Source organism: Nocardia sp. CA-129566, from assembly GCF_050956075.1.
Lineage (GTDB): Bacteria > Actinomycetota > Actinomycetes > Mycobacteriales > Mycobacteriaceae > Nocardia.
The window spans coordinates 7,863,931-7,885,626 of the sequence record NZ_CP192085.1 but is presented as its reverse complement, the minus strand read 5'-3'; the positions used below and the strand labels follow the sequence as shown (position 1 = coordinate 7,885,626).

The window sequence follows — 21,696 nt, the reverse complement described above, 5'->3', positions numbered from 1 at the left end:
AGTCCCCGTGCCGGTAACCGTGTCCATCCCGACCATCATGCGTGGCCTGACCGGAGGCGAGAAGCGCGTCGACGCCCAGGGCTCGACCCTGTCCGCGCTGATCGAGAACCTCGACGCGAATCATCCCGGCCTCGCCGAGCGGCTGCTCAAGGACGGCAAGCTCAACCGCTACGTCAATATCTACGTCGACGACGAGGACGTGCGCTTCGCGGGCGGCCTCGAGGCGGAGGTTCCGGAGGGTGCGAGCGTCACCATCCTGCCCGCCGTTGCCGGAGGCTGATCAACCCCGTGGCGCGCTATGAATCGCTGATCGCGACCCTCGGCAACACTCCGCTGGTCGGGCTGCGCAACCTGTCCCCGCAGTGGGACGGGGAGCATCCGGTGCGGCTGTGGGCCAAACTCGAGGACCGCAACCCGACCGGTTCCATCAAGGACCGCCCGGCCCTGCGGATGATCGAACAGGCCGAGGCCGACGGTCTGCTCACACCCGGCTGCACGATCCTAGAGCCGACCAGCGGCAATACCGGTATCTCGCTGGCCATGGCGGCCAAACTCAAGGGCTACCGGCTGGTGTGCGTGATGCCGGAGAACACCTCGGTCGAGCGTCGTCAGCTGCTGACCATGTTCGGTGCGCAGATCATCGATTCCCCGGCCGCCGGTGGTTCGAATCAGGCGGTCGCGCTGGCCAAGCAGATCGCCGCGGAGAATCCGGACTGGGTGATGCTCTACCAGTACGGCAATCCGGCGAACGCGTTGGCGCACTATGAGACCACCGGCCCGGAAATCCTGGCCGACCTGCCCGAGATCACCCATTTCGTCGCGGGTCTCGGCACCACCGGCACGCTGATGGGGACCGGGCGGTTCCTGCGGGAAAAGGTGCCCGGTATCGAGATCGTCGCGGCCGAACCGCGCTATGGCGAACTGGTTTACGGACTGCGCAATATCGACGAGGGCTTCATTCCCGAGCTCTACGACGAGTCGGTGCTGACCACACGCTTTTCGGTCGGCCCGTACGACGCGGTGCGGCGCACGCGCGAGCTGGTGCTGGAAGAGGGTATTTTCGCGGGCATTTCGACCGGTGCGATCCTGCATGCGGCGCTCGGCGTCGCGCGCAAGTGCGTGCGGGCTGGTCAGCGGGCGGATATCGCGTTCATCGTTGCCGACGGCGGGTGGAAGTACCTGTCCACCGGCGCTTATGACGGGACTCTGGAAGAGGCGGAACAGCGCCTCGACGGCCAGCTCTGGGCCTGAGCCGCGATCCGATCCGGGCGTGATTTGCCCCGGTACTCTCGAAAGAGCGAGCCCTGGTGGGCATATCTCGACGGCCCGGGACTCGCTCGACGAGGAGGTTGCGATGACCGGCGGTTCGGGAATCGGTTCGTCGTTCGATCCGGAGCGGATCGCCGCACTGCGTGCCCAACTGGGTCAGCCGATCGGTTCGACTCCCGGTGTGCCGACTCCGGGGAAGTCGAACAACTTCGCACCCGTCAAACAGCTCTGGCTGCGCGCGGGAGTCATCATCACCGCATTCGTCGCCCTGCTCTACAGCGTCGAAGGCGTCGACACCCTCGACGACAACAAACTCGACTACAACGGCATCGAGCCGCGCGAGGCCGATGGCCTGTGGGGAATCCTCTGGGCCCCGGTCCTGCACCATGGTTGGGACCACCTGTTCGCCAATACGCTCCCGGTCCTCGTCCTGGGTTTCATCACCCTGCTCGCGGGCATCGGACGCGGACTGGCCGCCACCGCGATCATCTGGATCGTGGCCGGAGTCGGCGTCTGGTTCACCGGCGCCACCGGATCGGTGCATCTCGGCGCGTCCTCACTGATCTTCGGCTGGCTCACCTTCCTGATCTCGCGCGGCTGGTTCGCCCGCAATATCGCCCAGATCGGCATCGGCTTGGTGGTGCTGGCGATCTACGGGTCGGTGCTGTGGGGTGTATTGCCCGGACAGCCCGGAATCTCTTGGCAGGGGCATCTTTTCGGGGCGGTGGGTGGAGTGCTTGCTGGCTGGGTACTCTCTGGAGATGCACGTCGAAACCGTCGCGGGGATCGAGCCGGAGTCAATGCGTAGTCGCGGGATGTGCGCGGCTCGTAGCGGAATGTGGGGGATCGGTTCTTGAGTGAGAAATCGTCGTGGGAGCATGGGGGAATGCGCCTTACCGTCCTCGGGTGCTCGGGCAGTGTGTCCGGCCCGGACTCCCCTGCGTCGGGGTACCTGCTGACCGGGCCGGATATGTCGCCGGTGGTCATCGATTTCGGGCCCGGCGTGCTGGGCGCGCTGCAGCGCTATGCCGATCCCGGTGAGGTCGATATCTTCCTCACCCACCTGCACGCCGATCACTGCCTGGATCTGCCCGGACTGCTGGTTTGGCGGCGCTACCATCCGACACCCCCGGCGGGACAGGCGATCGTGCGCGGCCCGTCGGACAGCGCGGTGCGCATCGGCAATGCCTCGGCCGAGGTCGGCGGCGAATGCGACGACTGGTCCGACGTCATCGATCACCGCACGTGGGTCGAGGGCGAGGCCGTCGAATTCGGCCCCGGCCATACGGTGCTCGCGCGCCGGATGTATCACCCGCCGGAGTCCTATGGACTGCGCATCACGACCACGGCCGGACGGACCTTCGTCTACACCGGCGACACCGCCATGTGCGATGCGGTGCTCGAACTCGCGCAGGACGCCGACATCCTGATGTCGGAGGCGTCGTGGACGCACGATCCGGCGAATCGGCCGCCCGGCATCCATCTGTCCGGCACCGAGGCGGGCATGATCGCGGCGCGCGCGGGCGTGAAAGAGTTGCTGCTCACCCACATTCCGCCGTGGACATCGCGCGAGGATGTGATCGCCGAGGCGAAGGCCCAGTTCTCCGGGCCCGTACACGCCGTGGCACCGGGGGAAACCTTCGACATCTGACCGGTTGCCGCGCGCGGCGGGTCGTATGACTAGGCTTGGCGCGTGTCGAGACGAGCCGATGGCAGGGCGGACGATGAGCTCCGCGAGGTACGGATCACCCGTGGATTCACCACGCATCCAGCCGGTTCGGTGCTGGTGGAGTTCGGGCAGACCCGAGTGATGTGCACCGCGAGCGTCACCGAGGGCGTGCCCCCGTGGCGTCGCGATTCCGGACTCGGCTGGCTGACCGCCGAATACGCGATGCTGCCCGCCGCGACGCATACCCGCAGCGGACGGGAATCGGTAAAGGGCAAGGTCGGCGGGCGCACCCAGGAGATCAGCCGGTTGGTCGGCCGGTCGCTGCGCGCCTGCATCGATCTGGCGGCCATCGGTGAGAACACCATCGCCATCGACTGCGACGTGCTGCAGGCCGATGGCGGCACCAGGACCGCGGCCATCACCGGTGCATACGTCGCGCTCGCGGATGCGGTCACCTACCTCGGCGCGGCGGGCGGATTGGCCGACCCGCAGCCGATCTCGTGCGCGATCGCGGCGGTGAGCGTCGGCGTCGTCGACGGCCGGGTGCGACTGGACCTGCCGTACGAAGAGGATTCGCGCGCCGAGGTCGATATGAATGTGGTCGCCACCGACACCGGCACCCTGGTGGAGATCCAGGGCACCGGCGAGGGCGCCACCTTCCCGCGCTCCACGCTGGACAAGATGCTCGACGCGGCACTCGCCGGATGTGAACGGCTGTTCGTGGTGCAGAAAGAGGCGCTGGCGCTGCCCTACCCCGGCGTGCTGCCGCAGCCGTCCGAGCCGAAGAGGAAGTAATGTCGCGCCGCGTCCTGGTCGCCAGCCGCAATGCCAAGAAGCTGAACGAATTGCGTCGGATCCTCGCCGACGCGGGTATCGCGGGCATCGAGATCGTCGGGCTCGACGATGTGCCCGCCTACGACGAGGCGCCGGAGACCGGCGCGACCTTCGAGGAGAATGCGCTCGCCAAGGCCCGCGACGGTGCGGCCGCGACCGGATTGCCTTGTGTGGCAGATGATTCCGGCATCGAGGTGGACGCACTGAACGCGATGCCCGGGGTGCTGTCCGCGCGATGGTCCGGCGGGCACGGCGATGACGCGGCCAATAACGCGCTGTTGCTGGCCCAACTCGGTGATGTGCCCGATGAGCGGCGCGGCGCGCGGTTCGTCTCCACCTGCGCGCTGGTGGTGCCCGGCGGTGCCGAGGCCGTGGTGCGTGGTGAATGGCCCGGCGCGATCGGCCGCAAACCCGTTGGAGACGGCGGTTTCGGCTACGATCCGCTGTTCATTCCGGCGGGCGGCGATATCAGCGCCGCCCAGCTGACCCCGGCGGAAAAGGACGCGGTCTCGCACCGCGGCCGCGCCCTGACCCAACTCCTCCCGGCGCTGTCGGCGCTGGCCTGATCCGACGGCGGTTGTCGGCGCGGGTCAGAGGTCGAAGTCGCGCTTGACCTTGTTCGCGTTGACGTGCTCGACGAAGAACGACAGCAGCGGGATGGTGCCTGCGATCAGTGTGCCGATCGTGCGCAGGATCGGCCAGCGCACCTTGACCGCGAGGTCGGCGGTGACGAGCAGGTACACGAAGTAGACCCAGCCGTGCACGACCGCGATCCAGTTCGGGGTGTGCACGTCGAAGCCGTACTTCGCGATCATCTCGCCGGTCAGCAGCAGCAGCCACAGGCCGGTCGTCCAGGCGAGGACGCGGTAGCGCAGCAGCGCGGGCCGGATCTTCGCGACGCCGGTGCTCGCGGCGGTGGCGCTGGGCCGCGCCGCCTCGGTCGTCAGCGCCTGGCTGGATTCGGTTGAGTTCTCGCTGGTGGTCAACCGGCGCTCCTCTGCGTGTCGTGTAGGCCCGCATCCCGGACTTGTTGGTCGATGTCGCTGGCGTGTAGTTCGGCCAGATACCTGTTGTATTCGGCGAGTTCCGGATCTTCGTCCCGGATGGCCTTGGGACGCTCGGGCAGCAGGCCCGCCGGAATCTCGCGCGGTGCATCGGCTTTCGCGGATCGCCGCGCCGAGGTCCGCGCCGTCTGCACGGGAGCCTGCTCGGCCGGCGGCTCCTGTGCGTTCTCATCCGACTCGGATTCGGTCTCCAGTCGCACGAACCGGAAGTACGCGAAGACCGCGAATCCGGCGAACAGCGGCCACTGCAGCGCGTAGCCGAGATTCTGGCCGGTGCCGCTGGCCGATTCGAACCGCTGCCACTGCCACCAACCCAATGCCAGGCAGGCGAGGGCGGCCACGATCACCAGCACGATAAGGGCCGGGCGATTGTGTGCCGAGCGGCGGGGTGGAGCGGACACGATTACTACGGTACCCGTCTACTACACGATACGTAGGAGCAGGTCGGCGGCGCGGTCGCGCCGTTAGAACTTGTAGGTGATCCCGGTCATCCGCTCGGATTCCTCCCACAGGCGGCGCAGCAGCTCCGGGTCGTTCGACAGTTTGCTCGACGGCGAGGGCTCGACCGGGCCCTGGCTCTGGAACAAGCGGTTCGGACCCCAGTAGATGGTGGGATCGGCATCGGGCATGGTGGCCGCGAACAGCGTGGAGTGGGCGGCCTTGGCCGGGGGATGACCGATGATGCGGATGAACGGCTTGCTGAACCGGTCCAGCAGGGTCTCGGTCCTGGTGAAGAGATCGGTCGCGGAGACGCCGGGGTGCACCGCGTAGGACCGCTTGGTGGATGCGGCCTCGGTCAGTCGCCGCTGCAGTTCGCGGGCGAACATCAGGTTGGCGAGTTTGGCCTGGGCGTAGGCGAGGTTGCGCTGGTAGCGACGGTTCTCGTAGTTGAGATCGTCGATCCAGAGTTTCGGGGTCTGCTTGTGCGCGATGCTCGCCAGGCTCACCACCCGATCGCGCAGGCGATCGAGCAGCAGTCCGGTCAGTGCGAAATGTCCGAGGTGGTTGACGCCGAACTGGGTCTCGAATCCGTCCTTGGTGCGCGAGAACGGGACGTTCATCAGACCGGCATTATTGATGAGCACATCGAATTCACCTGTCTTGTCGGCGAATTCGCGCACCGATGCCAGATCCGCCAGATCCAGTCGCTGGACCCGGATATCGCCATCGATCCGGTCGGCGATCGGCTGCGCCTTCTCGACATTGCGGCAGGCCATGACCACCGTGGCGCCCTTGCTCGCCAGCACGGTGGTGGTCTCGACGCCGAGGCCGCCATTGGCCCCGGTCACAATGAAGGTGCGCCCGCTCTGGTCGGGTATCTCATTCGGGTTCCACGCCATGAGCCGACCTTACTCTGGAGTAAGTTCTGGGGGAAGGGCGGCGCGCATCCGATCGCGGAAATGAGTGGTGGCGCGGTGATTCGCTGTCGTGTCGCTGGACGATCGCAATGACGGCAACCCACCATACTGGATCAATGACCGGTGCACTCGCTGTCGCCGAAAAAGTCCCTGAACCGTTGAGTAGGGCCAAGACCAATATCGTGTTCGCCACGATTGTGCTGGGTATGTTGCTGGCGGCCTTGGATCAGACGATCGTGTCCACCGCATTGCCCACGATCGTCGCCGATCTCGGCGAGGCCGGGCGGATGGCGTGGGTGGTCACGGCGTATCTGCTGGCGGAGGCGGTGGCGACCGCGCTGGCGGGCAAACTCGGCGACCTCTTCGGTCGCAAGCTGATCTTCCAGCTCAGCGCGCTGATCTTCATTGTCGGTTCGATGATCGCGGGCCTGGCGAACGGGATGACGCTGCTGATCATCGCCCGCGGCATCCAGGGTTTCGGCGGTGGCGGCCTGATGGTCACCGCCATGGCGCTGATCGCCGATACCATTCCGCTGCGGCAGCGCGGCAAATATCAGGGTGCGCTCGGCGCGGTCTTCGGCGTCACCACGGTGATCGGCCCGACATTGGGCGGGCTGTTCACCGACCACGCCAGCTGGCGATGGTGCTTCTATGTCAACGTGCCCATCGCGGTGATCATGATCGCGATGGCCGCACGCACCATCCCCCGGGTGCGGGCCGTCGTCAAGCCGATCATCGATTACGCGGGTATCGGGCTGGTTGCGGCCGGTGTCTCCTGCTTGATCCTCGCGCTGGAGTGGGGCGGACAGGAGTATCCGTGGGGCTCCCCGATGATCATCGGCCTGTTCGCGGCCGCGGTGGTGCTGCTTGGCACATTCGTCGCGGTGGAGTTGCAGGCCAGGGAGCCGATGCTGCCGATGGGGCTGTTCCGCAGCCGCGTCTTCACGGTGTGCTCGATCCTCAGCTTCATCGTCGGGTTCGCGATGCTCGGTTCGATGACCTATCTGCCCGCGTATCTGCAGTACGTGAACGGTGTTTCGGCGACCGTGTCCGGTGTGCGCACCTTGCCGCTGGTGGTCGGGTTGTTCATCACATCGATCATCTCCGGGCAGGTGGTCGGCCAGACCGGTCGCTACAAGTACTTCCCGATCGTGGGCACGCTGGTGATGGCCCTCGGGCTGTATCTGATGTCGACCATGGGCCGGACCACCAGCGTGTGGTTGGAATCGCTGTACATGCTCGTACTCGGTCTCGGCCTCGGCCTGACCATGCAGGTGCTGACCATCGTCGTGCAGAACACCGTGCCCTACGCCCAACTCGGCACCGCGACCTCGGGTGTCGCCTTCTTCCGCACGGTCGGAAGCACCTTCGGCACCGCCATTTTCGGCACGCTGTACACCGATCGGATCGGTCCCGATCTGACCGACGCGCTGATGCGAGTGCGCGTGGTACCGCCGGAGGTCGCCGCGAATCCGCAGTCGCTGCGGGCGCTGCCGATCGAGGTGTCGGCGCCGATCATCGACGCGTACGCCGAGTCGATCGGTCACGTATTCCTGTGGGTGGTGCCGGTGGCGCTGGCCGGTTTCGTGGTCGCCTGGTTCCTGAAGGAAGTGCCGCTGCGCGATAGCGCGCGGGCGGGTGCGACGGACGTGGGCGAAGGCTTTTCGATGCCGGAGCCCTCGGACCGCTTGGTGTACCTGGAGCGCGCCGTCTCGGCCACCATCCGCAAGGCGCAGGGCGAGGGGCCCGTCGGTCCGCGCATCCTCGCCGACGCGGGCAGCGATCTGAGTCGCGGCGAAGCCTGGGCGCTGGGGCAGGTCTACCTGCACACCCGGATCAGGGGTGCGGCGACCCTCGACGCGATCGCGCAGGTGTACAAGCTGCCCGATGAGGTCATCGAACCGATCTACGACCGGGTGATCGGCCGCGGCTATCTGACCGAAGACGCTGGCGGCCTGCGACTTACCGATACCGGCCGGACCGAGGTCGATCGGATCCGGGCATCGTGGCAGCGCTGGCTCGGCGCCCGGCTCGACGACTGGGACTGCGCTGATCCCGCCGATCGGGCGCTGCTCGATCAGGCCTTGGCGAATATCGCCGCCAAACTCCTCGATGAGCAGGCCAGGGAGCAGGAAGTCGCGCACGTCTAATACTTGTGCCCGAATACTCGTAGACGTATATTCGTAGACGAGTAAGGAGGTGTCCATGGCCACGAAGCGCAAGGTGAACAATCTGATGGCGCTGGCGGTGCTCGCAACCGTCATCGAACGGCCGATGCACCGCTACGAAATCGCGTCGAAGATGCGTGAGCGCGGCAAGGACCGCGATATGGATATCAAGTGGGGCTCGCTGTACACCGTGGTGCAGAACATGGAGAAGGCGGGTTTCCTCGAGGTCGTCGGCAGTGAGCGCGACGGCGCTCGGCCGGAACGCACGATCTATGCGATCACCGATGCCGGTCGGGCCGAAATGGCCGACTGGACAAGGGAATTGATCGCCCAACCAGAACCGGAGCCCAACCGGTTCATCGCCGGACTCTCCGTCGCGGCGGCCCTGCCGCCGGACGAGGTCGTCGAGTTGCTCGGCCGGCGCATCGACGCGCTGAGCCGCACCATCGACGCTGCGCGCCGAGAACTCGATCAACTCGCGGCGGCCGATCTGCCCAGGCTGTTCGTCATCGAAGCCGAATACGGCATTGCGATGCTGGAAGCCGAGGCTGCGTGGGCCGCGTCGCTGCGCGACGAAATCGCCGCGGGCACATTTCCCGGTGTCGATCTCTGGCGGCATATGCATGCCGTCGGCATGACGCCCGCCGAGGTCGGCGAGCTGGTGGAAAGGGGGATGACGGAATAGACGTCCCGCTCCGGATTTCGGCAGGCGCCGGGCGGAGCGATCAGTTGACACCAGGCCCGGCGGGGTGCGGCAACACCGCCGCCGAGCCCGATGGAACCGTCTCGAACCGCGTCCGCATGCGCGCACCCGGCCACAAGGCTGGCAACCACAGGATAACTGGGTGTGCGGTGGGGCGGTCGGTTCGGGCTTCGAATGAACCCGTATCGCTCACATTGGAGTACACCCATGTCCAAGACGGAAACAGCCATTGTCGTCGGCGGCGGTATCGCCGGACCGGTCACCGCCACCGCGCTGCACAAGGCGGGCATTGCCGCACGCGTCTACGAGGCCTATCCCGGTCCGACCTTCGGCATCGGAAGTGGGTTGGCACTGGCGCCGAATGGTGTTGCCGCCCTTGATATCGTCGGCGCTGGCGATTTGATCCGCGCGATTGCGAGTCCGGTATCGCATACCCAACTGTCGGTCGGCGGCAAAGTGCTGCGTATGCCCGACATGCCGGATGTGCCATCGTTGAAGATGGTCGACCGCAACGAATTACACCGAACGCTGCACGACCACGCGGTCGCCACCGGCATTCCCTTCGAATACAACAAGCGACTCGTACGCGTCGATGAGGATGCCGACGGAATTACCGCGCACTTCGCCGATGGCAGTTCCGCCACCGCCGATGTGCTGATCGGCGCGGACGGCATTCGATCCACCGTGCGCGGTCTCATCGATCCGAACAATCCGGGACCCGAGTACACCGGAATGATCGGATTCGGCGCGATGATCGACAATGAAATCGGACTCGAGCCGGAGACAATGGTTTTCGCATTCGGCAAGAAGGCCTACTACCTCTACGGAACGGTCGACAACGATAAGATCATGTGGGGTGCCAACCTGCCGCACAAAGAGTATCTGACGCTGACCGAGGCGCGGGCGATTCCGGCCGAGCACTGGCTGCGAATCCTGCGGGAGACCTATGCCGAGGACACCCCGGGCGGTGAATTCGCCAGAAAGACCACTGCCGAAAATCTGGAAACGACTGGGGCACTGCATATTATGCCGTCGGTGCCGACCTGGCACCGGGGCCGCATGGTGCTGGTCGGGGATGCGGTGCACGCGCCGTCCAATAGTTCGGGCCAGGGGGCATCGCTGGCCATCGAGAGTGCGGTGCAGTTGGCGCGGTGCCTGCGGGACCTGCCCGATCACAGCGCGGCCTTCGCCGCCTATGCGGGGGTGCGGCGGCCGCGAGTGGAGGGTGTCGCGGCTCGGGCGCGCAAGATCAACCACAGCAAGACGCCGGGGCCGGTGGCGCGCCGGATGATGGCATTGCTGATGCCACTGCTGATCAAGGGGATGAACCCGGAGAAGACGATGGGTGTCGAGCAGCGGTATCGGATTGATTGGGATGCACCGGTGCAGCGGGAGTTGGCGGCTGCGAGGGCGTAGTGAGGTGCTGCCTGTCCCCGGTGTGGGGGCAGGCAGCAGTCGGTTCCGGTTTCGAACCCGACCGCTGCGTCGTCCGTATGGTGAGAGATGAGAGTCGAAATCGAGGGGGGATAGTGCCTACCGATCCTGCGCTGCAACTGACCGGGCTGTACAAGCGATTCGGTGGTCCGTGGGTGGTCGACAATGTCGGTCTCACGGTGCCGCCGGGCTCGTTCTTCGGGCTGGTCGGCCCCAATGGCGCCGGCAAGACGACCACCTTGTCGATGTCCTGTGGGCTATTGCGGCCGGACGGCGGTCAGGCGCATATCTTCGGCGTCGATGTGTGGGCCGATCCGATCACCGCGAAAACACTGGCCGGTGTGCTGCCGGACGGGCTGGCACTGCCGGAACGTCTGACCGGACGAGAGCTGTTGACCTACACCGGTTTACTGCGCGGTCTGCCCGCGAAAACGGTCGCCGAACGGGCCGAGGAATTGCTCGGGGTGTTCGAATTGACCGGTGCCGAGCGCACTCTCGTCGTCGATTACTCCGCGGGCATGCGCAAGAAGATCGGATTGGCCGCGGCGCTGTTGCATGCGCCGAAGCTGCTGGTGCTCGACGAACCGTTCGAGGCGGTGGATCCGGTGTCCGCGAGCACGATTCGCACCATTCTGCAGCGGTTCGTCGCGGCGGGCGGCGCGGTGGTGCTGTCGAGTCACGTGATGGCGCTGGTGGAGAACCTGTGTGACCGGGTCGCGGTGATCACCGCGGGACGGGTGGTGGCCGTGGGCACCCTCGCCGAGGTGCGCGGGGACAGCAGCCTGGAGGCGGCATTCGTGCAGTTGGTCGGCGGCCGGGTCGGCGGGGAGGACGGGCTGTCGTGGTTGGCGTCCTGATCCGGATGCGGTTGCTGCTGACCAAGCGTGCGCTGGGCAATGGCTGGCAGGGGGTCACCTTCGTCAGTGGCGTGGTCATCGGTCTCGTCTTCGCGCTCGGCACCGCGGGTCTCATCGGATTCGCGGTTCGCGACGGCGATGTGGCGGGTGGAATCACCGTCGCCGCCGCCTGGTACGGCATCTGGACACTCGGCTGGCTGTGCGGACCGGTGCTCATGGGCAGCAGTGATGAGACCGTGCAGCCCGAACATCTGCGGCTGCTACCGCTGAGCCATCGGCAGTTGGCCACTGGGCTGTTGGCCGCGGCCTTCGTCGGGCCAGCGCCGGTGATCAACCTGCTGGCCTTCTCAGGGCTGATCGTGCTTGCGGTGCAACTGAGTTGGGGTGCGGCCGCGGTGGCGCTGGTCGGCGTGGTGCTGCAGTTGATCTTCGTGGTGGTGCTCTCGCGCGTGGTATTGGCGTGGATCGGCGCGGCGATGCGATCGCGGCGGGGCCGCGATATCGGGGTGCTGCTCGCCGGTCTGGCGGGGCTGGCCTACTACCCGATGAGCTTCCTGCTGAATCACGTGGAGGCGGTGCGGGAATCGGCACCATGGCTGGCGGGTCTGCTGCGCGTCCTGCCCTGCGGCTGGGCGCCCGATGCGGTGGCAGCGGCGGCGCGTGGCGACTGGTTGTTCGCGCTGCTCGCACTCGCCGGGTTGTTCGCACTGACGGCGGTGCTGTGGCAGGCGTGGTCGGTGCTATTGCGGCGGCGGCTGATCGCGCCGATGGGAGCGACATCCGGTGCGGCCGGGCGGGGGATGTTGCTGAGCCGGGTGCGGCCGAGCGGTCCGGTCGGTGCGGTGGTGGTCAAGGAGTTGCGGACCTGGTCGCGCGATAGCCGACGGCGCGCGGCGCTGCTGCCGGTGCTGTTGGTCGGGGCGCTGCTTCCGGTATTTCCGGCGATACAGGGCGGCAGTTCGCGTGGCGTGGTGTTCGCCGGTGTGAGTGCGGCATGGTTCGCGGGGCTGGCCGCCAATAATCTCTACGGCTACGACGGCACGGCGCTCTGGCAGACCCTGGTGACACCCGGTGCGGTGCGCGCGGATGTGCGCGGACGACTGCTGGCGCTGCTGTTGGTGATCGGCCTGCCGACGCTGCTGCTCGCGGTGGTGTTGCCGGGTGCGCTCGGCCGCTGGTCGACGTACCCGTGGACGCTGTCGATGCTGTTCGTCGTGCTCGGCGTCGGCGCGGGTTCCGCGGTATTCCTGTCGGTCATCGCGCCCTATCCGCTCCCACCACGAACCGGAAACCCCTTCGCCTCCTCCGGGAATCCGGGCTGTGCGAAGGCTTTGGTCCAAGTCAGCACCAGTTTGGGCCAACTGGTCGCGGTCGTTCCGGTACTGATCGTGCTGGTCATCGGCCGAGTTCTCGACCTCGCGGCCGTGCAGTGGCTGGCGCTGCCGCTCGGCATCGCGATCGGGGTCATTGGTGCGGTTGTCGGTGCCCGCCTTGCCGAGCGGCGTTTGTCGGACCGTGGACCGGAAGTTCTCGCGGCCGTGCAGCCGCGTTGACGCTTGTGAGTCGGCGGGGCCGAACCGGGCCCGGATTTCAGGTGGTCGAGCGCGGGGCCGTGCTCGGGAACGGGGCTGTTCGAACATCGGAAGAGAAATACACTTGGTGTGTGAGCAATAGGGATTCCGATGGCATTCTCGATCTGAATCAGCTGCGGACATTCCTTGCGGTGCATCGGGCGGGTTCGGTGACGGCGGGTGCCCGGCTCGTCGGGTTATCGCAGCCGACGGTGACGACTCAGTTGCAGGCGTTGGAGAAGCGGCTGGGTTATCGGTTGTTCGAGCGGCTGCCGCGCGGGGTGGTTTCGACCGCGGCGGCCGTGGAGTTGGCGGCGCGGGTGGCGGGGCCGGTGGACGCCCTCGATGGGATCGCTGGTCGTGCCGCGCCCGCCGAACCGGTGCCGCAGCCGCCGGTGCGCTTGGCCGGACCCGCCGAACTGCTTGCGGCGCAGGCACTTCCGGCACTGGCGCCCTTGATCGCGCGGGGTGTCCGGCTGACGGTCACCGCGGGGCTGTCCGATGACCTGCTGACCGGGCTGCGTGCCGGGCACTACGACCTCATCGTGTCCACGGTGCGCCCCCGCGGCCGGGCCCTGGTCGCCGAACCGCTCGTCGACGAGGAATTCGTCCTGGTCGCCGCGCCCGAACTGGCCGAACGCATCGACACCGCACGGTTGCGCGCCGAGGGTCCGGCGGCCCTGACGGGCCTACCCCTGATCAGCTATTCCGCCGACCTACCGATCCTGCGCCGCTACTGGCGACACGTATTCGGCGTTCGCCTCACCGCCGAACCCTCGATGGTCGTCGCCGACCTGCGCGCGATCACCGCGACGGTCGCCGCGGGCGCGGGCATCAGCGTTCTCCCGCGCTACCTCTGCGCCGCCGAACTGGCCGCGGGCACCGTCGTCCCGCTACTGGAACCCGATGACCCACCGATCAATACCGGCTTCCTGGTCCGCCGCCCCGGCACCGCCTCCCGCCCCCACATCGACCTGGTGTACGACCACCTGCGTGCCGCCGGGCGTACATGGTGAACGGGTGCGTTAGCGGGGTGTTCGCCGTCCGGACGCACACCAAATCGATGCGAGGTGTCGAGAACCTGATGTCGCATATCTGCCCGTGCCGGTTTCCGACTCGGCCCACTGAGGCTGCCGCAGTGCTCGACGTGGAAGACGGATGAGGTCGCCTCTGGTGATGGCGAGAACTTCCGCGTCCAACGCGAGGTCGATGCCCGGCAGGCTGATGATCACATCCGAGCCCGCGACAAATCCCGCGCATCGGTGACGCATGGCGGCGGCCAGGGAATCGTCGATGCGCGCGGATGCGACATCGCTAATTGGACAGCGTGTGGCGTTGGTCGGCGCGGCGGCGGAGGATTTCGGCGGTTTGGTCGTCGGCGGGGAGGAAGGCTTCGAGGTGGAGTTCGGAGAGGGTGATGTCCACCGCCGTCGCGAAGCTGGTGATCGTGGTGATGAGGCGGAGTTCGCCGTCGGGGCTGCTCAGGCGTAGGGGGACGGCGAAGCCGAGGTGGTCGGGGCCCGGGGTGGCCTCGGGGAGGTAGCGCTCGAGTTCGGCGATGAATTCGTCGAGGTGGGTGTCGGGGCTGCGCAGCGCCTTGCCGCGCAGGCTTTCGGTGACGTGGCGGCCCCATTCGGGCAGGTTCTGTACGCGTCGGGCCAGCCCATCAGGGTGCAGGGCCAGGCGGAGCACATTGATCGGCGGGGTGATCAGTTGCGGCGCGGCCCCTTCGGTGAGGATGTCGAAGGCGGCGTTGGCGGCGACCAGTCGGCCGTAGGGGCGGGTGACGACCGCGGGGTAGGGCAGATGTCCGTCGAGAATGCGCTCCAGGGCGGTCCGGATCGGGCCCAATTCCGGTGTGTCGAGGTCGGATTCGGGGAAGATCGGGGCAAATCCCGCGGCGAGCAGCAATGCGTTGCGCTCGCGCAGCGACAGCTCGAGCGATTCGGCCAGCCGCACCACCATGGTACGACCCGGTCGCGAGCGTCCCTGCTCCAGGAAGCTCAGATAGCGCTGGCTGGTATCGGCGCGAATGGCAAGGTCGAGCTGGCTCACGTGCCGCTGTGTACGCCAGTGCCGCAACTGCTGCGCGAACGGACTTGGCTCTACCACCGTGGTCATGACTTCAGTGATATCCGACCCGCCGCACCCGCGCCATTCCCCGCAGGGAATGACCGAGCGGCATCCGCACTGCCGCGGTGTCATTCCCTGGAGGGAATCGCGTCGCGACGGCGTGCTCGCCAAACTCTGAGCCATGAGCAAGCGATTCGATAGCAACGACCTGACCGCCTTCGCCGAGCGCTACATGGCCCAGTGGAACGAGGCCGACCCGGAACTGCGCCGCAAGCTGATCCACGAGATCTGGGCCCCCACCGGTGCGCAGACCCTGGTCGATCCGCCGCTGGAGATCCGGCAGGCCGCGGCCCAACTGAACTTCGCGGTACCCGCACTGCAAGTACGCGGCCACGACGCGATGGAGGCGCGGGTGACCAGGGCCTACGAGATGTTCGTCGCCTCCGGCGAATACCTCTTCGAGGTCGGCGAGGCCAGCGAACTGCCCGCCGGTCTGATCGGCCTGCCGTGGTCGATGGTCGCGCGCGCCGACGGCACTGTCGCGGGCGGCGGCTACGAGGTCATAGGCCTCGACACCGACGGCCGCATCACCTCCGACCACCAGTTCATCGAGGGCGTGCGATGACGGACGCGCCCTTCGAGGCGCTGTTCGTGCCGACCACTGATCTTTCGACTACTACTGAGAACTGAGAGCAGATCATGAATGCCATTGCCTACCACCTCGATCCACTGCACGGCTTGGCCGGGCTGACCGTTCGGGAGCAGGAGGTGCCGGTGCCGGGGCCGAATCAGGTGGTCATCAAGGTGCGGGCGGCCTCGGTGAATCGGCGGGATCTGATGCTGATGGACGGCAGCTATCCGCTGCCGGCGACCCCGGATATCGTTCCGCTCTCCGATGGTGTGGGCGAGGTCGTCGCCGTGGGCGACAACGTGACTCGCGCCGTACTCGGCGATCGGGTCACCGCGACGTACTTCGTGCGCTACATCAGTGGGCCGCAGCGGCTGGCCCAAGTCGCCGAACAGTACGGCGCCAACTACAACGGCATGCTCGCCACCTACGCCGTCATCGAAGAGGATTCGGTGGTGCATGTGCCCGACCATCTCACCGATATCGAGGCGGCCACGCTGACCTGCGCGGGAGTCGTGGCCTGGGCGGCGCTGACGAAACCCGCGCCGGTCGGACCGGGTGAGACGGTGCTGACCGTGGGCAGCGGCACCGTTGCGCTGTTCGCCGTGCAGTACGCGAAAGTTCTGGGTGCCCGGGTCATTTCGATCACCTCCGGCCCGGATAAGGCCGAGCGGCTGCACAAGCTCGGCGCGGACGAGACCGTCGACCGGAGCGAGACACCCGACTGGGACCAGAAGGTACTCGAACTCACCGATGGACACGGTGTCGAACATGTGGTGGAGGCGGTCGGGCTGCCCACCCTGTCGAAGTCGGTGCGCTCGGCCGGATACAACGCGATGATCACCATGATCGGCGCATCGCAGCTGCCGAAGGGACAGCCATTGGAGAATCCGTTCGTCGGACCGTATCTCGCGATCCGCCGGATCGCGGTCGGCAGCCGCGACGATTTCGAGGCGATGAACCGCACCATCACCGAACACCGCGTGCGCCCGGTCATCGATCGGACCTTTCCGCTCGATCAGGCGGTGGAGGCGTACCGGTACTTCCGCGACGACAATCCGTTCGGCAAGGTCGTCATCACGATGCCCTGAGTCAGGGGCAGCCGTTGAGTTCGCGCGTCATGGTGTCCTTTCGGCCTGGGCGATCCTGAGCTGATGGGCCGCCATGACCCGAATCTGCCTGGTCACATAGGTGGTCAGGCGTCGAACGGCACGATATTGCCCGCCACATCACGGGTTCCGGCAGTGGCTTCGATGGCGGCCGCGAGTTCGGCGACGGTCGTCCAGGTGCGCGGTGGTTCGGCTTCGATATTGCCGATGGTGTACCAGGTCTGGTTACCGCGATAGCGGACCAGACCCTTACCCATGTCGTCCAAGGCGACATCGAGCTCGCCGGAAACCGTCCCTTCCTCTTCGGTCATGACGGCTGCCTTGACGGAAATCTCGATGATGTCGCTTATTTGAACTCTCCTCGACGGACGCAGTCATCGACCGCGTTGCGCAGTGCGGTGTGTTCGGCGGGATCAACGGTCAGCGCATATTTTACTTTGATCTTGACGTAGTGCTCGATATAGCCACAGTGGAAGTTTCCCGGCGGCAGATAGTTCGCGGCGTCCTGATCACCCTTGGAGCGATTCGCCGACGGATCGGAGGCGATGAGATTGACGGCGTCATTGGCAATGCGGCGGCGGGTATCCTCATCGCGCTTGTCCGCACCCGAGCGCCAGGCCTCGGCCAGGGGGACGATGTGCTCGGCGTCGACCGTCGCCGGATCGGTCATCCACTTGTAGGGCTTGAGTTTTCCGGTCTTCGAGTCGAGGAATCCGTACTGGTCGCGCCAGCCGCCGTCCTTGCCGACGGTGAGTTGGCAGGTCTTCGCGTCGAGTTTCACCGAGCCGGTGGCATCGCGCAGCATCATCACATCTCGGGTGGTGCACTTGCTGTATTGCTCGAATTCGGGACCGAATCCGTGCTCGGACTTATTCGTATCCCAATGCGGGAACTTCTCGCGGCTGTAGCCGTCCATCGATGCCTCCGGCGCATCGACCAGCTGCCCGACCAATGTGGTGATGTCCTTCCCGGAAATCGTTGCGGCGCTTGCCGCACCGGGGGCTTTGCCGCCGCTCTTGCCGGTCCAGTCGTCGAAAAAGGAATAGGCGACGGCGACCACAATGGCCAAGACGACGGGTGCGCACACGGCGAGTACGCGACGCACGGGGCTGGACGACAACCACTTCACAACGATCGAACTTCCTAGCCTCGCACCGATGAATTTGTCGGGCGTCAAGCTACCGTCGGCCGCTCGTCCCGTATGTGATTGTCGCGTATGACGTTCGGCACATCCAGTGGGAGAACATTGTGTGCGGCAAAGCGACTGAGCGGGCACAGACGAAACCACCCCTGAGTCGCCGTGCCGGCGCCGACTCAGGGGTGGTCGTGTCACGAAGGAGTCGGTCCCGCGGGCGAGTGAACGGGCCGGGTGTCCAGTCCAGATGATCCGTTCGGGCGGCTCCACGAGGCTGATGAGGGAAGTCTCGTCGAGTCGTCATACCGCGGGTGGCTCCGTGTGACGGTCTGTGTGCGAACTTCATTGTTCTTACGTAGATAGACAGTAGATCAATCGGAAATCCTTTGTAAACCCTTTACCTAATTCTGAGAATCTCCTGAATGCTGCGATGAGTGTTTGAAGTATGTACTACTCACATACGGAAGTTAGGTTTACCTGCGGTTGTGCTGAGATTCGTCGCGGACGGGTGGTGATGGCTGTGATCCGATGAGTGACGAGCGTCACATCGCACGGCTGTCACAACGGGTCCGAAGTGTGTGTCGAAACCGGGTGCAGGCACAGAGCAGGATCAAGGAAGGACCCGCATCATGGCTACCGTCGACGTTCTCGACTCGTTCATCAACTACACCGATACCGGTGCCGGTTCGGTACCGGTGGTGTTCCTGCACGGCAACCCCACCTCATCGCACCTGTGGCGCAATGTGATCCCGCATGTCGCCGAACAAACCCGGGTGCTCGCACCGGATCTGATCGGCATGGGCGCGTCCGGGAAGCCGGACAGCGCCTACCGGCTCGAGGACCATGCCCGCTACCTGGACGCCTGGTTCGACGCACTCGGCCTCGACCGGGTCGTCATCGTCGGCCACGACTGGGGTGGCACGCTCGGCATGCACTGGGCCGCGCGGCATCCCGATCGCATTCGCGGCATCGCGCTGATCGAGACGTTTCTGCGGCCGATGAGCTGGGACGATCTCCCGCCGCTCGGTGCCGAGCTGTTCCGCAAGTTCCGCTCGGCCGAGGGCGAGCGAATGGTGCTAGAGGAGAATATGTTCATCGAGTTCAACCTGCCGAGGGGCGTCGTCGACCTGTCGCCCGAAGATCACGATGCGTACCGCGCCCCCTTCCCGACACCGGAATCGCGCAGGCCGATGCTGGCCTGGTCGCGCGAATTCCCGCTGGACGGCTCGCCCGCCGATGTGGTTGCGCTGGTGCAGAACTACGACCAGTGGGCGGCCCGGACTCCCGAGGTGCCGAAGCTGCTGATGGGGCTGGACAACGGGGTCGGGCTCGGCTCGCCCGAGGTGATCGCCTGGGCTGGCGAGACTTTCGCCAGCGCCGAGATCGTCTCGGTCGGCGAGGGCGGACACCACGCTCCGGAGGATCAGCCCGATGCGATCGGCGCGGCGGTCGCGAACTGGTTGCGCGCGCATTCGCTGACGACGGCGACCGCGAGTGCGTAAGAGGGTGCGCCGCGCGGAGCCCTGAACGACAGGCTCCGCGCGGGGGGACTTGCGTCCGGCCGGATACCGCCGAAGGATTGTGCGGTGGAACCCGAGCTATCGCAGTCCGAACAAGATCCCGCCGCTCATGTGACGAGGTTCGGCCTCGGCGATGATGTCGAGGCCGCGGTGACGGCCGAGGCGCGGGCTCGGGAGCGGGAACTGGTCGATCGGGCCATCGCCGGTGACGGTGCCGCCATCTCGGATGTGGTGCGGCATCTGCAGGATCCGCTGTATCGGCTGGCGCTGCGCATGGTGTGGCGGCCCGCGGAGGCCGAAGACGCGACGCAGGAGATCCTGTTGCGGGTGGTCGGGAATCTCGCGACCTGGCGGGGGGAGGCCAAGCTGCTGACCTGGGCCTACCGGATCGGGGTCAACTATCTGCTGAATCTGAAGCGCCAGACGCCACAGGAGGCCGCGCAGCTCAGCCTCGACGCATATCGCGAGGGTTTGGCCGACGGGCTGGCGGCCGAGGACTACCGCGGGCCCGAGGCCGAGGTGCTATTGCATGAGGTGCGGCTCAATTGCAGTCAGGCCATGCTGCAGTGTCTGGCTCGCGACGAGCGGGTCGCATTCGTACTCGGTGAGGTCTTCGAGCTCGGTTCCACCGATGCGGCCTGGATTCTGGGCATCACCGCATCCGCGTATCGGAAGCGGTTGGAGCGGGCCAAGAAGCGGATCGCGACGTTCTTGAATTCGACCTGCGGGGTGGCGAATCCGGAGGCGTTCTGCCGCTGCTCGCGGCGGGTCGACAAGGCATTGGCACTCGGGCGTGTCGATCCGAAGCAGCCCGTATTCGCCCGCCATGCGGTCAGTGCGGGCGGGCGCACCGTCAAAGCGGCCGAGGAGCAGATGATCCGACTGCACGATGCCGCGGCGGTGATCCGGGTCCATCCCGATTACGCGGCACCGCAGGCGAAGATGGACGCGATCGCCGGACTGCTGCACTCGGGGCGCTTTCCCCTACTCGACTGAGGGGTCACGCATTGGCCGGTATCCGGCTCTCACCGCGCTCAGCGATGTGTTCTTCCCGCGGGTGATGCTGCGACTCGGCCGCGTCGTCCCGGCTGGGACGGAGGCAGTCGTTCGTGATCAGGCGGCGGGCATCGGGCGCAGGAGCGGACCGGTGTTGGCGCCGCGGATGGTGCGTGTCGCGACGACCGCCCAGGCGGCGACCAGTCCGAGGTACAGCACGACCGCGGCGACGGCGAAGAGGTCGGCGCCGGTGTGGCTGTAGAGCACGGTACTGCCGGTGATGCAGGTGCCGAGGGGGAAGGTGAAGCCCCACCAGGTCAGGTTGAACTTCAATTCGCCTGCGCGGGCGGTCTTTACGGTGACCGCGGCCGCCAATGCCAGCCACAGCATTGCGAAACCCCAAGTGACGACGCCGAAGATGACCGAGAAGACCATCAGGCCCTTGGCATAGAGGTCGGGCAGCGCGGATGGTCCGGCATTGGCGAGAAGTCCTGCGGCGGTGACGGATTGGCCGAGCGGGCCGAGCACGAGCCAGAGCGTGGGCACCATGCCGCCGTGCGGGATGTCGTGGTGCACCAGGCGGGACCAGATCATGGTGGTGGTGACAATGGCGGCGATCAGGCTCAGGCCGAACATGGCCAGGCAGAGCAGGATCATGGTCAATCGCGGCTGTCCCTCGGGGGTGTAGGGAACCAGCAGTGCACCCATGCCCGCCGAGACCATCGGGGGCACCACGGGCATCATCCAGCCACCGAAGGCGGCGTCGGGTTCGATGCGGTGGTGGATGAACATCCGGTAGGGGATGGCGACGGCGGTCATCAGACCGAGCACGGTGCCGATCGACCACAGCACCCAGTCCACGGCGAGTGCGGTGCCGAGGCCGATCACGTCGCGGCCGAGTAGCAGGGTGCCCGCGCCGACGGTCAGCAGTGCCATGGGTGGGGCGCCGTAGAAATGCGCCATGACCGGGTGGTCGCGGTGGCCGCGGGCGGTCTCGGGATAGCGCATCCAGTGCATGACGAAGGCAACGGTCAGTACCACCAGCAGCAGTGCGGCCGATGCCCAGACAATCGTCGCCGCGCCGCGCAGTCCCGGAAACTGCAGGGGCAGGGTGGCGGCGGCATTCGCGACGATGCCGGTGCCCATGACGGTGGCGAACCAGTTGGGTCCGAGGTGTCGCAGCGATCGTGGCTCGACGGGGTGGCGTTCGAGGTCGCCCAGGAGATGCCGCGCAGGTGCGGGGCGGAAGGTCGCTGTGGCGGTCATAGGTCCAGATTCGTCCGCGCGGGCGGCGTCGAGTAGCCACCG

At 66.4% G+C, this 21,696-nt stretch carries 23 protein-coding genes; 16 read left to right on the top strand and 7 right to left on the bottom strand.

Features of this window, described 5'->3' with window-relative positions; genetic code table 11:
* Nucleotides 1-7: 7 nt before the first annotated feature.
* The 6 genes from ACQP0C_RS35075 to rdgB all read left to right on the top strand — a co-directional run bounded on the left by ACQP0C_RS35075 (nt 8) and on the right by rdgB (nt 4,338).
* Nucleotides 8-280: a MoaD/ThiS family protein gene (locus ACQP0C_RS35075; protein WP_354954923.1), complete on the top strand. Its 273-nt coding sequence runs from the start codon at nt 8-10 to the stop codon at nt 278-280.
* An 8-nt stretch (nt 281-288) separates the two neighbouring features.
* Complete coding sequence (locus tag ACQP0C_RS35070) at nt 289-1,251, top strand: PLP-dependent cysteine synthase family protein (RefSeq protein WP_433727099.1); 963 nt, start codon at nt 289-291, stop codon at nt 1,249-1,251.
* A gap of 103 nt (nt 1,252-1,354) precedes the next feature.
* Entirely contained in the window at nt 1,355-2,077 is a 723-nt protein-coding gene (locus ACQP0C_RS35065) for a rhomboid family intramembrane serine protease (RefSeq protein WP_433727097.1), read from the top strand.
* A gap of 78 nt (nt 2,078-2,155) precedes the next feature.
* Nucleotides 2,156-2,920 (top strand): cyclic nucleotide-degrading phosphodiesterase, encoded by a 765-nt coding sequence (locus ACQP0C_RS35060; protein ID WP_433734734.1) that lies wholly within the window; start codon nt 2,156-2,158, stop codon nt 2,918-2,920.
* A gap of 42 nt (nt 2,921-2,962) precedes the next feature.
* Nucleotides 2,963-3,733, top strand: coding sequence for a ribonuclease PH (gene rph / locus ACQP0C_RS35055; protein WP_433727095.1), 771 nt, complete (start codon nt 2,963-2,965; stop codon nt 3,731-3,733).
* Nucleotides 3,733-4,338, top strand: a complete 606-nt coding sequence (rdgB, locus tag ACQP0C_RS35050; RefSeq protein ID WP_433727093.1) for an RdgB/HAM1 family non-canonical purine NTP pyrophosphatase — start codon at nt 3,733-3,735, stop codon at nt 4,336-4,338. Before rph ends, rdgB begins: the two co-directional genes overlap by 1 nt.
* Nucleotides 4,339-4,362: 24 nt before the next feature.
* Here the strand turns inward: rdgB and ACQP0C_RS35045 are convergent, their stop codons facing one another.
* From ACQP0C_RS35045 to ACQP0C_RS35035, 3 genes are all read right to left on the bottom strand, one after another.
* Nucleotides 4,363-4,719, bottom strand: coding sequence for a DUF3817 domain-containing protein (locus ACQP0C_RS35045; RefSeq protein ID WP_433734733.1), 357 nt, complete (start codon nt 4,717-4,719; stop codon nt 4,363-4,365).
* Nucleotides 4,720-4,754: 35 nt separating this feature from the next.
* Nucleotides 4,755-5,237 (bottom strand): transcriptional regulator, encoded by a 483-nt coding sequence (locus ACQP0C_RS35040; protein WP_433727091.1) that lies wholly within the window; start codon nt 5,235-5,237, stop codon nt 4,755-4,757.
* A 63-nt stretch (nt 5,238-5,300) separates the two neighbouring features.
* Nucleotides 5,301-6,176: an oxidoreductase gene (locus tag ACQP0C_RS35035; RefSeq protein WP_433727089.1), complete on the bottom strand. Its 876-nt coding sequence runs from the start codon at nt 6,174-6,176 to the stop codon at nt 5,301-5,303.
* Between the two features lie 134 nt (nt 6,177-6,310).
* Here ACQP0C_RS35035 and ACQP0C_RS35030 point away from each other — a divergent pair, with 134 nt between their 5' ends.
* The 6 genes from ACQP0C_RS35030 (at nt 6,311) to ACQP0C_RS35005 (ending at nt 13,943) form a co-directional block, all read left to right on the top strand.
* Nucleotides 6,311-8,344 (top strand): MDR family MFS transporter, encoded by a 2,034-nt coding sequence (locus tag ACQP0C_RS35030; RefSeq protein WP_433727087.1) that lies wholly within the window; start codon nt 6,311-6,313, stop codon nt 8,342-8,344.
* Nucleotides 8,345-8,399: 55 nt separating this feature from the next.
* Entirely contained in the window at nt 8,400-9,047 is a 648-nt protein-coding gene (locus tag ACQP0C_RS35025; protein WP_433727085.1) for a helix-turn-helix transcriptional regulator, read from the top strand.
* Nucleotides 9,048-9,272: 225 nt separating this feature from the next.
* Complete coding sequence (locus tag ACQP0C_RS35020) at nt 9,273-10,481, top strand: FAD-dependent oxidoreductase (protein WP_433727083.1); 1,209 nt, start codon at nt 9,273-9,275, stop codon at nt 10,479-10,481.
* A 113-nt stretch (nt 10,482-10,594) separates the two neighbouring features.
* Nucleotides 10,595-11,356, top strand: a complete 762-nt coding sequence (locus ACQP0C_RS35015; protein WP_433727081.1) for an ABC transporter ATP-binding protein — start codon at nt 10,595-10,597, stop codon at nt 11,354-11,356.
* Nucleotides 11,341-12,909 carry a hypothetical protein gene (locus tag ACQP0C_RS35010; RefSeq protein WP_433727079.1) on the top strand — a complete coding sequence of 523 codons (1,569 nt, stop codon included), beginning with the start codon at nt 11,341-11,343 and terminating at the stop codon, nt 12,907-12,909. Before ACQP0C_RS35015 ends, ACQP0C_RS35010 begins: the two co-directional genes overlap by 16 nt.
* Nucleotides 12,910-13,019: 110 nt before the next feature.
* Nucleotides 13,020-13,943 carry a LysR family transcriptional regulator gene (locus ACQP0C_RS35005; RefSeq protein ID WP_433727077.1) on the top strand — a complete coding sequence of 308 codons (924 nt, stop codon included), beginning with the start codon at nt 13,020-13,022 and terminating at the stop codon, nt 13,941-13,943.
* Nucleotides 13,944-14,241: 298 nt separating this feature from the next.
* Here the strand turns inward: ACQP0C_RS35005 and ACQP0C_RS35000 are convergent, their stop codons facing one another.
* Nucleotides 14,242-15,048, bottom strand: coding sequence for a helix-turn-helix domain-containing protein (locus ACQP0C_RS35000; protein ID WP_433727075.1), 807 nt, complete (start codon nt 15,046-15,048; stop codon nt 14,242-14,244).
* A gap of 133 nt (nt 15,049-15,181) precedes the next feature.
* On the opposite strand from ACQP0C_RS35000, the gene ACQP0C_RS34995 reads away from it, so the two are divergent.
* Nucleotides 15,182-15,625 carry a hypothetical protein gene (locus ACQP0C_RS34995; RefSeq protein WP_433727073.1) on the top strand — a complete coding sequence of 148 codons (444 nt, stop codon included), beginning with the start codon at nt 15,182-15,184 and terminating at the stop codon, nt 15,623-15,625.
* Between the two features lie 74 nt (nt 15,626-15,699).
* Nucleotides 15,700-16,719 (top strand): zinc-dependent alcohol dehydrogenase family protein, encoded by a 1,020-nt coding sequence (locus ACQP0C_RS34990; protein WP_433727071.1) that lies wholly within the window; start codon nt 15,700-15,702, stop codon nt 16,717-16,719.
* A 104-nt stretch (nt 16,720-16,823) separates the two neighbouring features.
* Here the strand turns inward: ACQP0C_RS34990 and ACQP0C_RS34985 are convergent, their stop codons facing one another.
* Together ACQP0C_RS34985 and ACQP0C_RS34980 are read right to left on the bottom strand one after the other, a co-directional pair.
* Nucleotides 16,824-17,048 carry a hypothetical protein gene (locus ACQP0C_RS34985; RefSeq protein ID WP_433727069.1) on the bottom strand — a complete coding sequence of 75 codons (225 nt, stop codon included), beginning with the start codon at nt 17,046-17,048 and terminating at the stop codon, nt 16,824-16,826.
* A 35-nt stretch (nt 17,049-17,083) separates the two neighbouring features.
* Nucleotides 17,084-17,866 carry an HNH endonuclease family protein gene (locus ACQP0C_RS34980; RefSeq protein WP_433727067.1) on the bottom strand — a complete coding sequence of 261 codons (783 nt, stop codon included), beginning with the start codon at nt 17,864-17,866 and terminating at the stop codon, nt 17,084-17,086.
* 635 nt (nt 17,867-18,501) lie between these two features.
* Between ACQP0C_RS34980 and ACQP0C_RS34975 the strand changes: the two genes are divergently transcribed.
* Together ACQP0C_RS34975 and ACQP0C_RS34970 are read left to right on the top strand one after the other, a co-directional pair.
* Nucleotides 18,502-19,374 (top strand): haloalkane dehalogenase, encoded by an 873-nt coding sequence (locus ACQP0C_RS34975; RefSeq protein ID WP_433727065.1) that lies wholly within the window; start codon nt 18,502-18,504, stop codon nt 19,372-19,374.
* 84 nt (nt 19,375-19,458) lie between these two features.
* Complete coding sequence (locus ACQP0C_RS34970; RefSeq protein ID WP_433727063.1) at nt 19,459-20,388, top strand: RNA polymerase sigma factor; 930 nt, start codon at nt 19,459-19,461, stop codon at nt 20,386-20,388.
* 117 nt (nt 20,389-20,505) lie between these two features.
* On the opposite strand, the gene ACQP0C_RS34965 is transcribed toward ACQP0C_RS34970, so the two are convergent.
* Nucleotides 20,506-21,654, bottom strand: coding sequence for a TDT family transporter (locus tag ACQP0C_RS34965; RefSeq protein WP_433727061.1), 1,149 nt, complete (start codon nt 21,652-21,654; stop codon nt 20,506-20,508).
* Nucleotides 21,655-21,696: the final 42 nt, after the last annotated feature.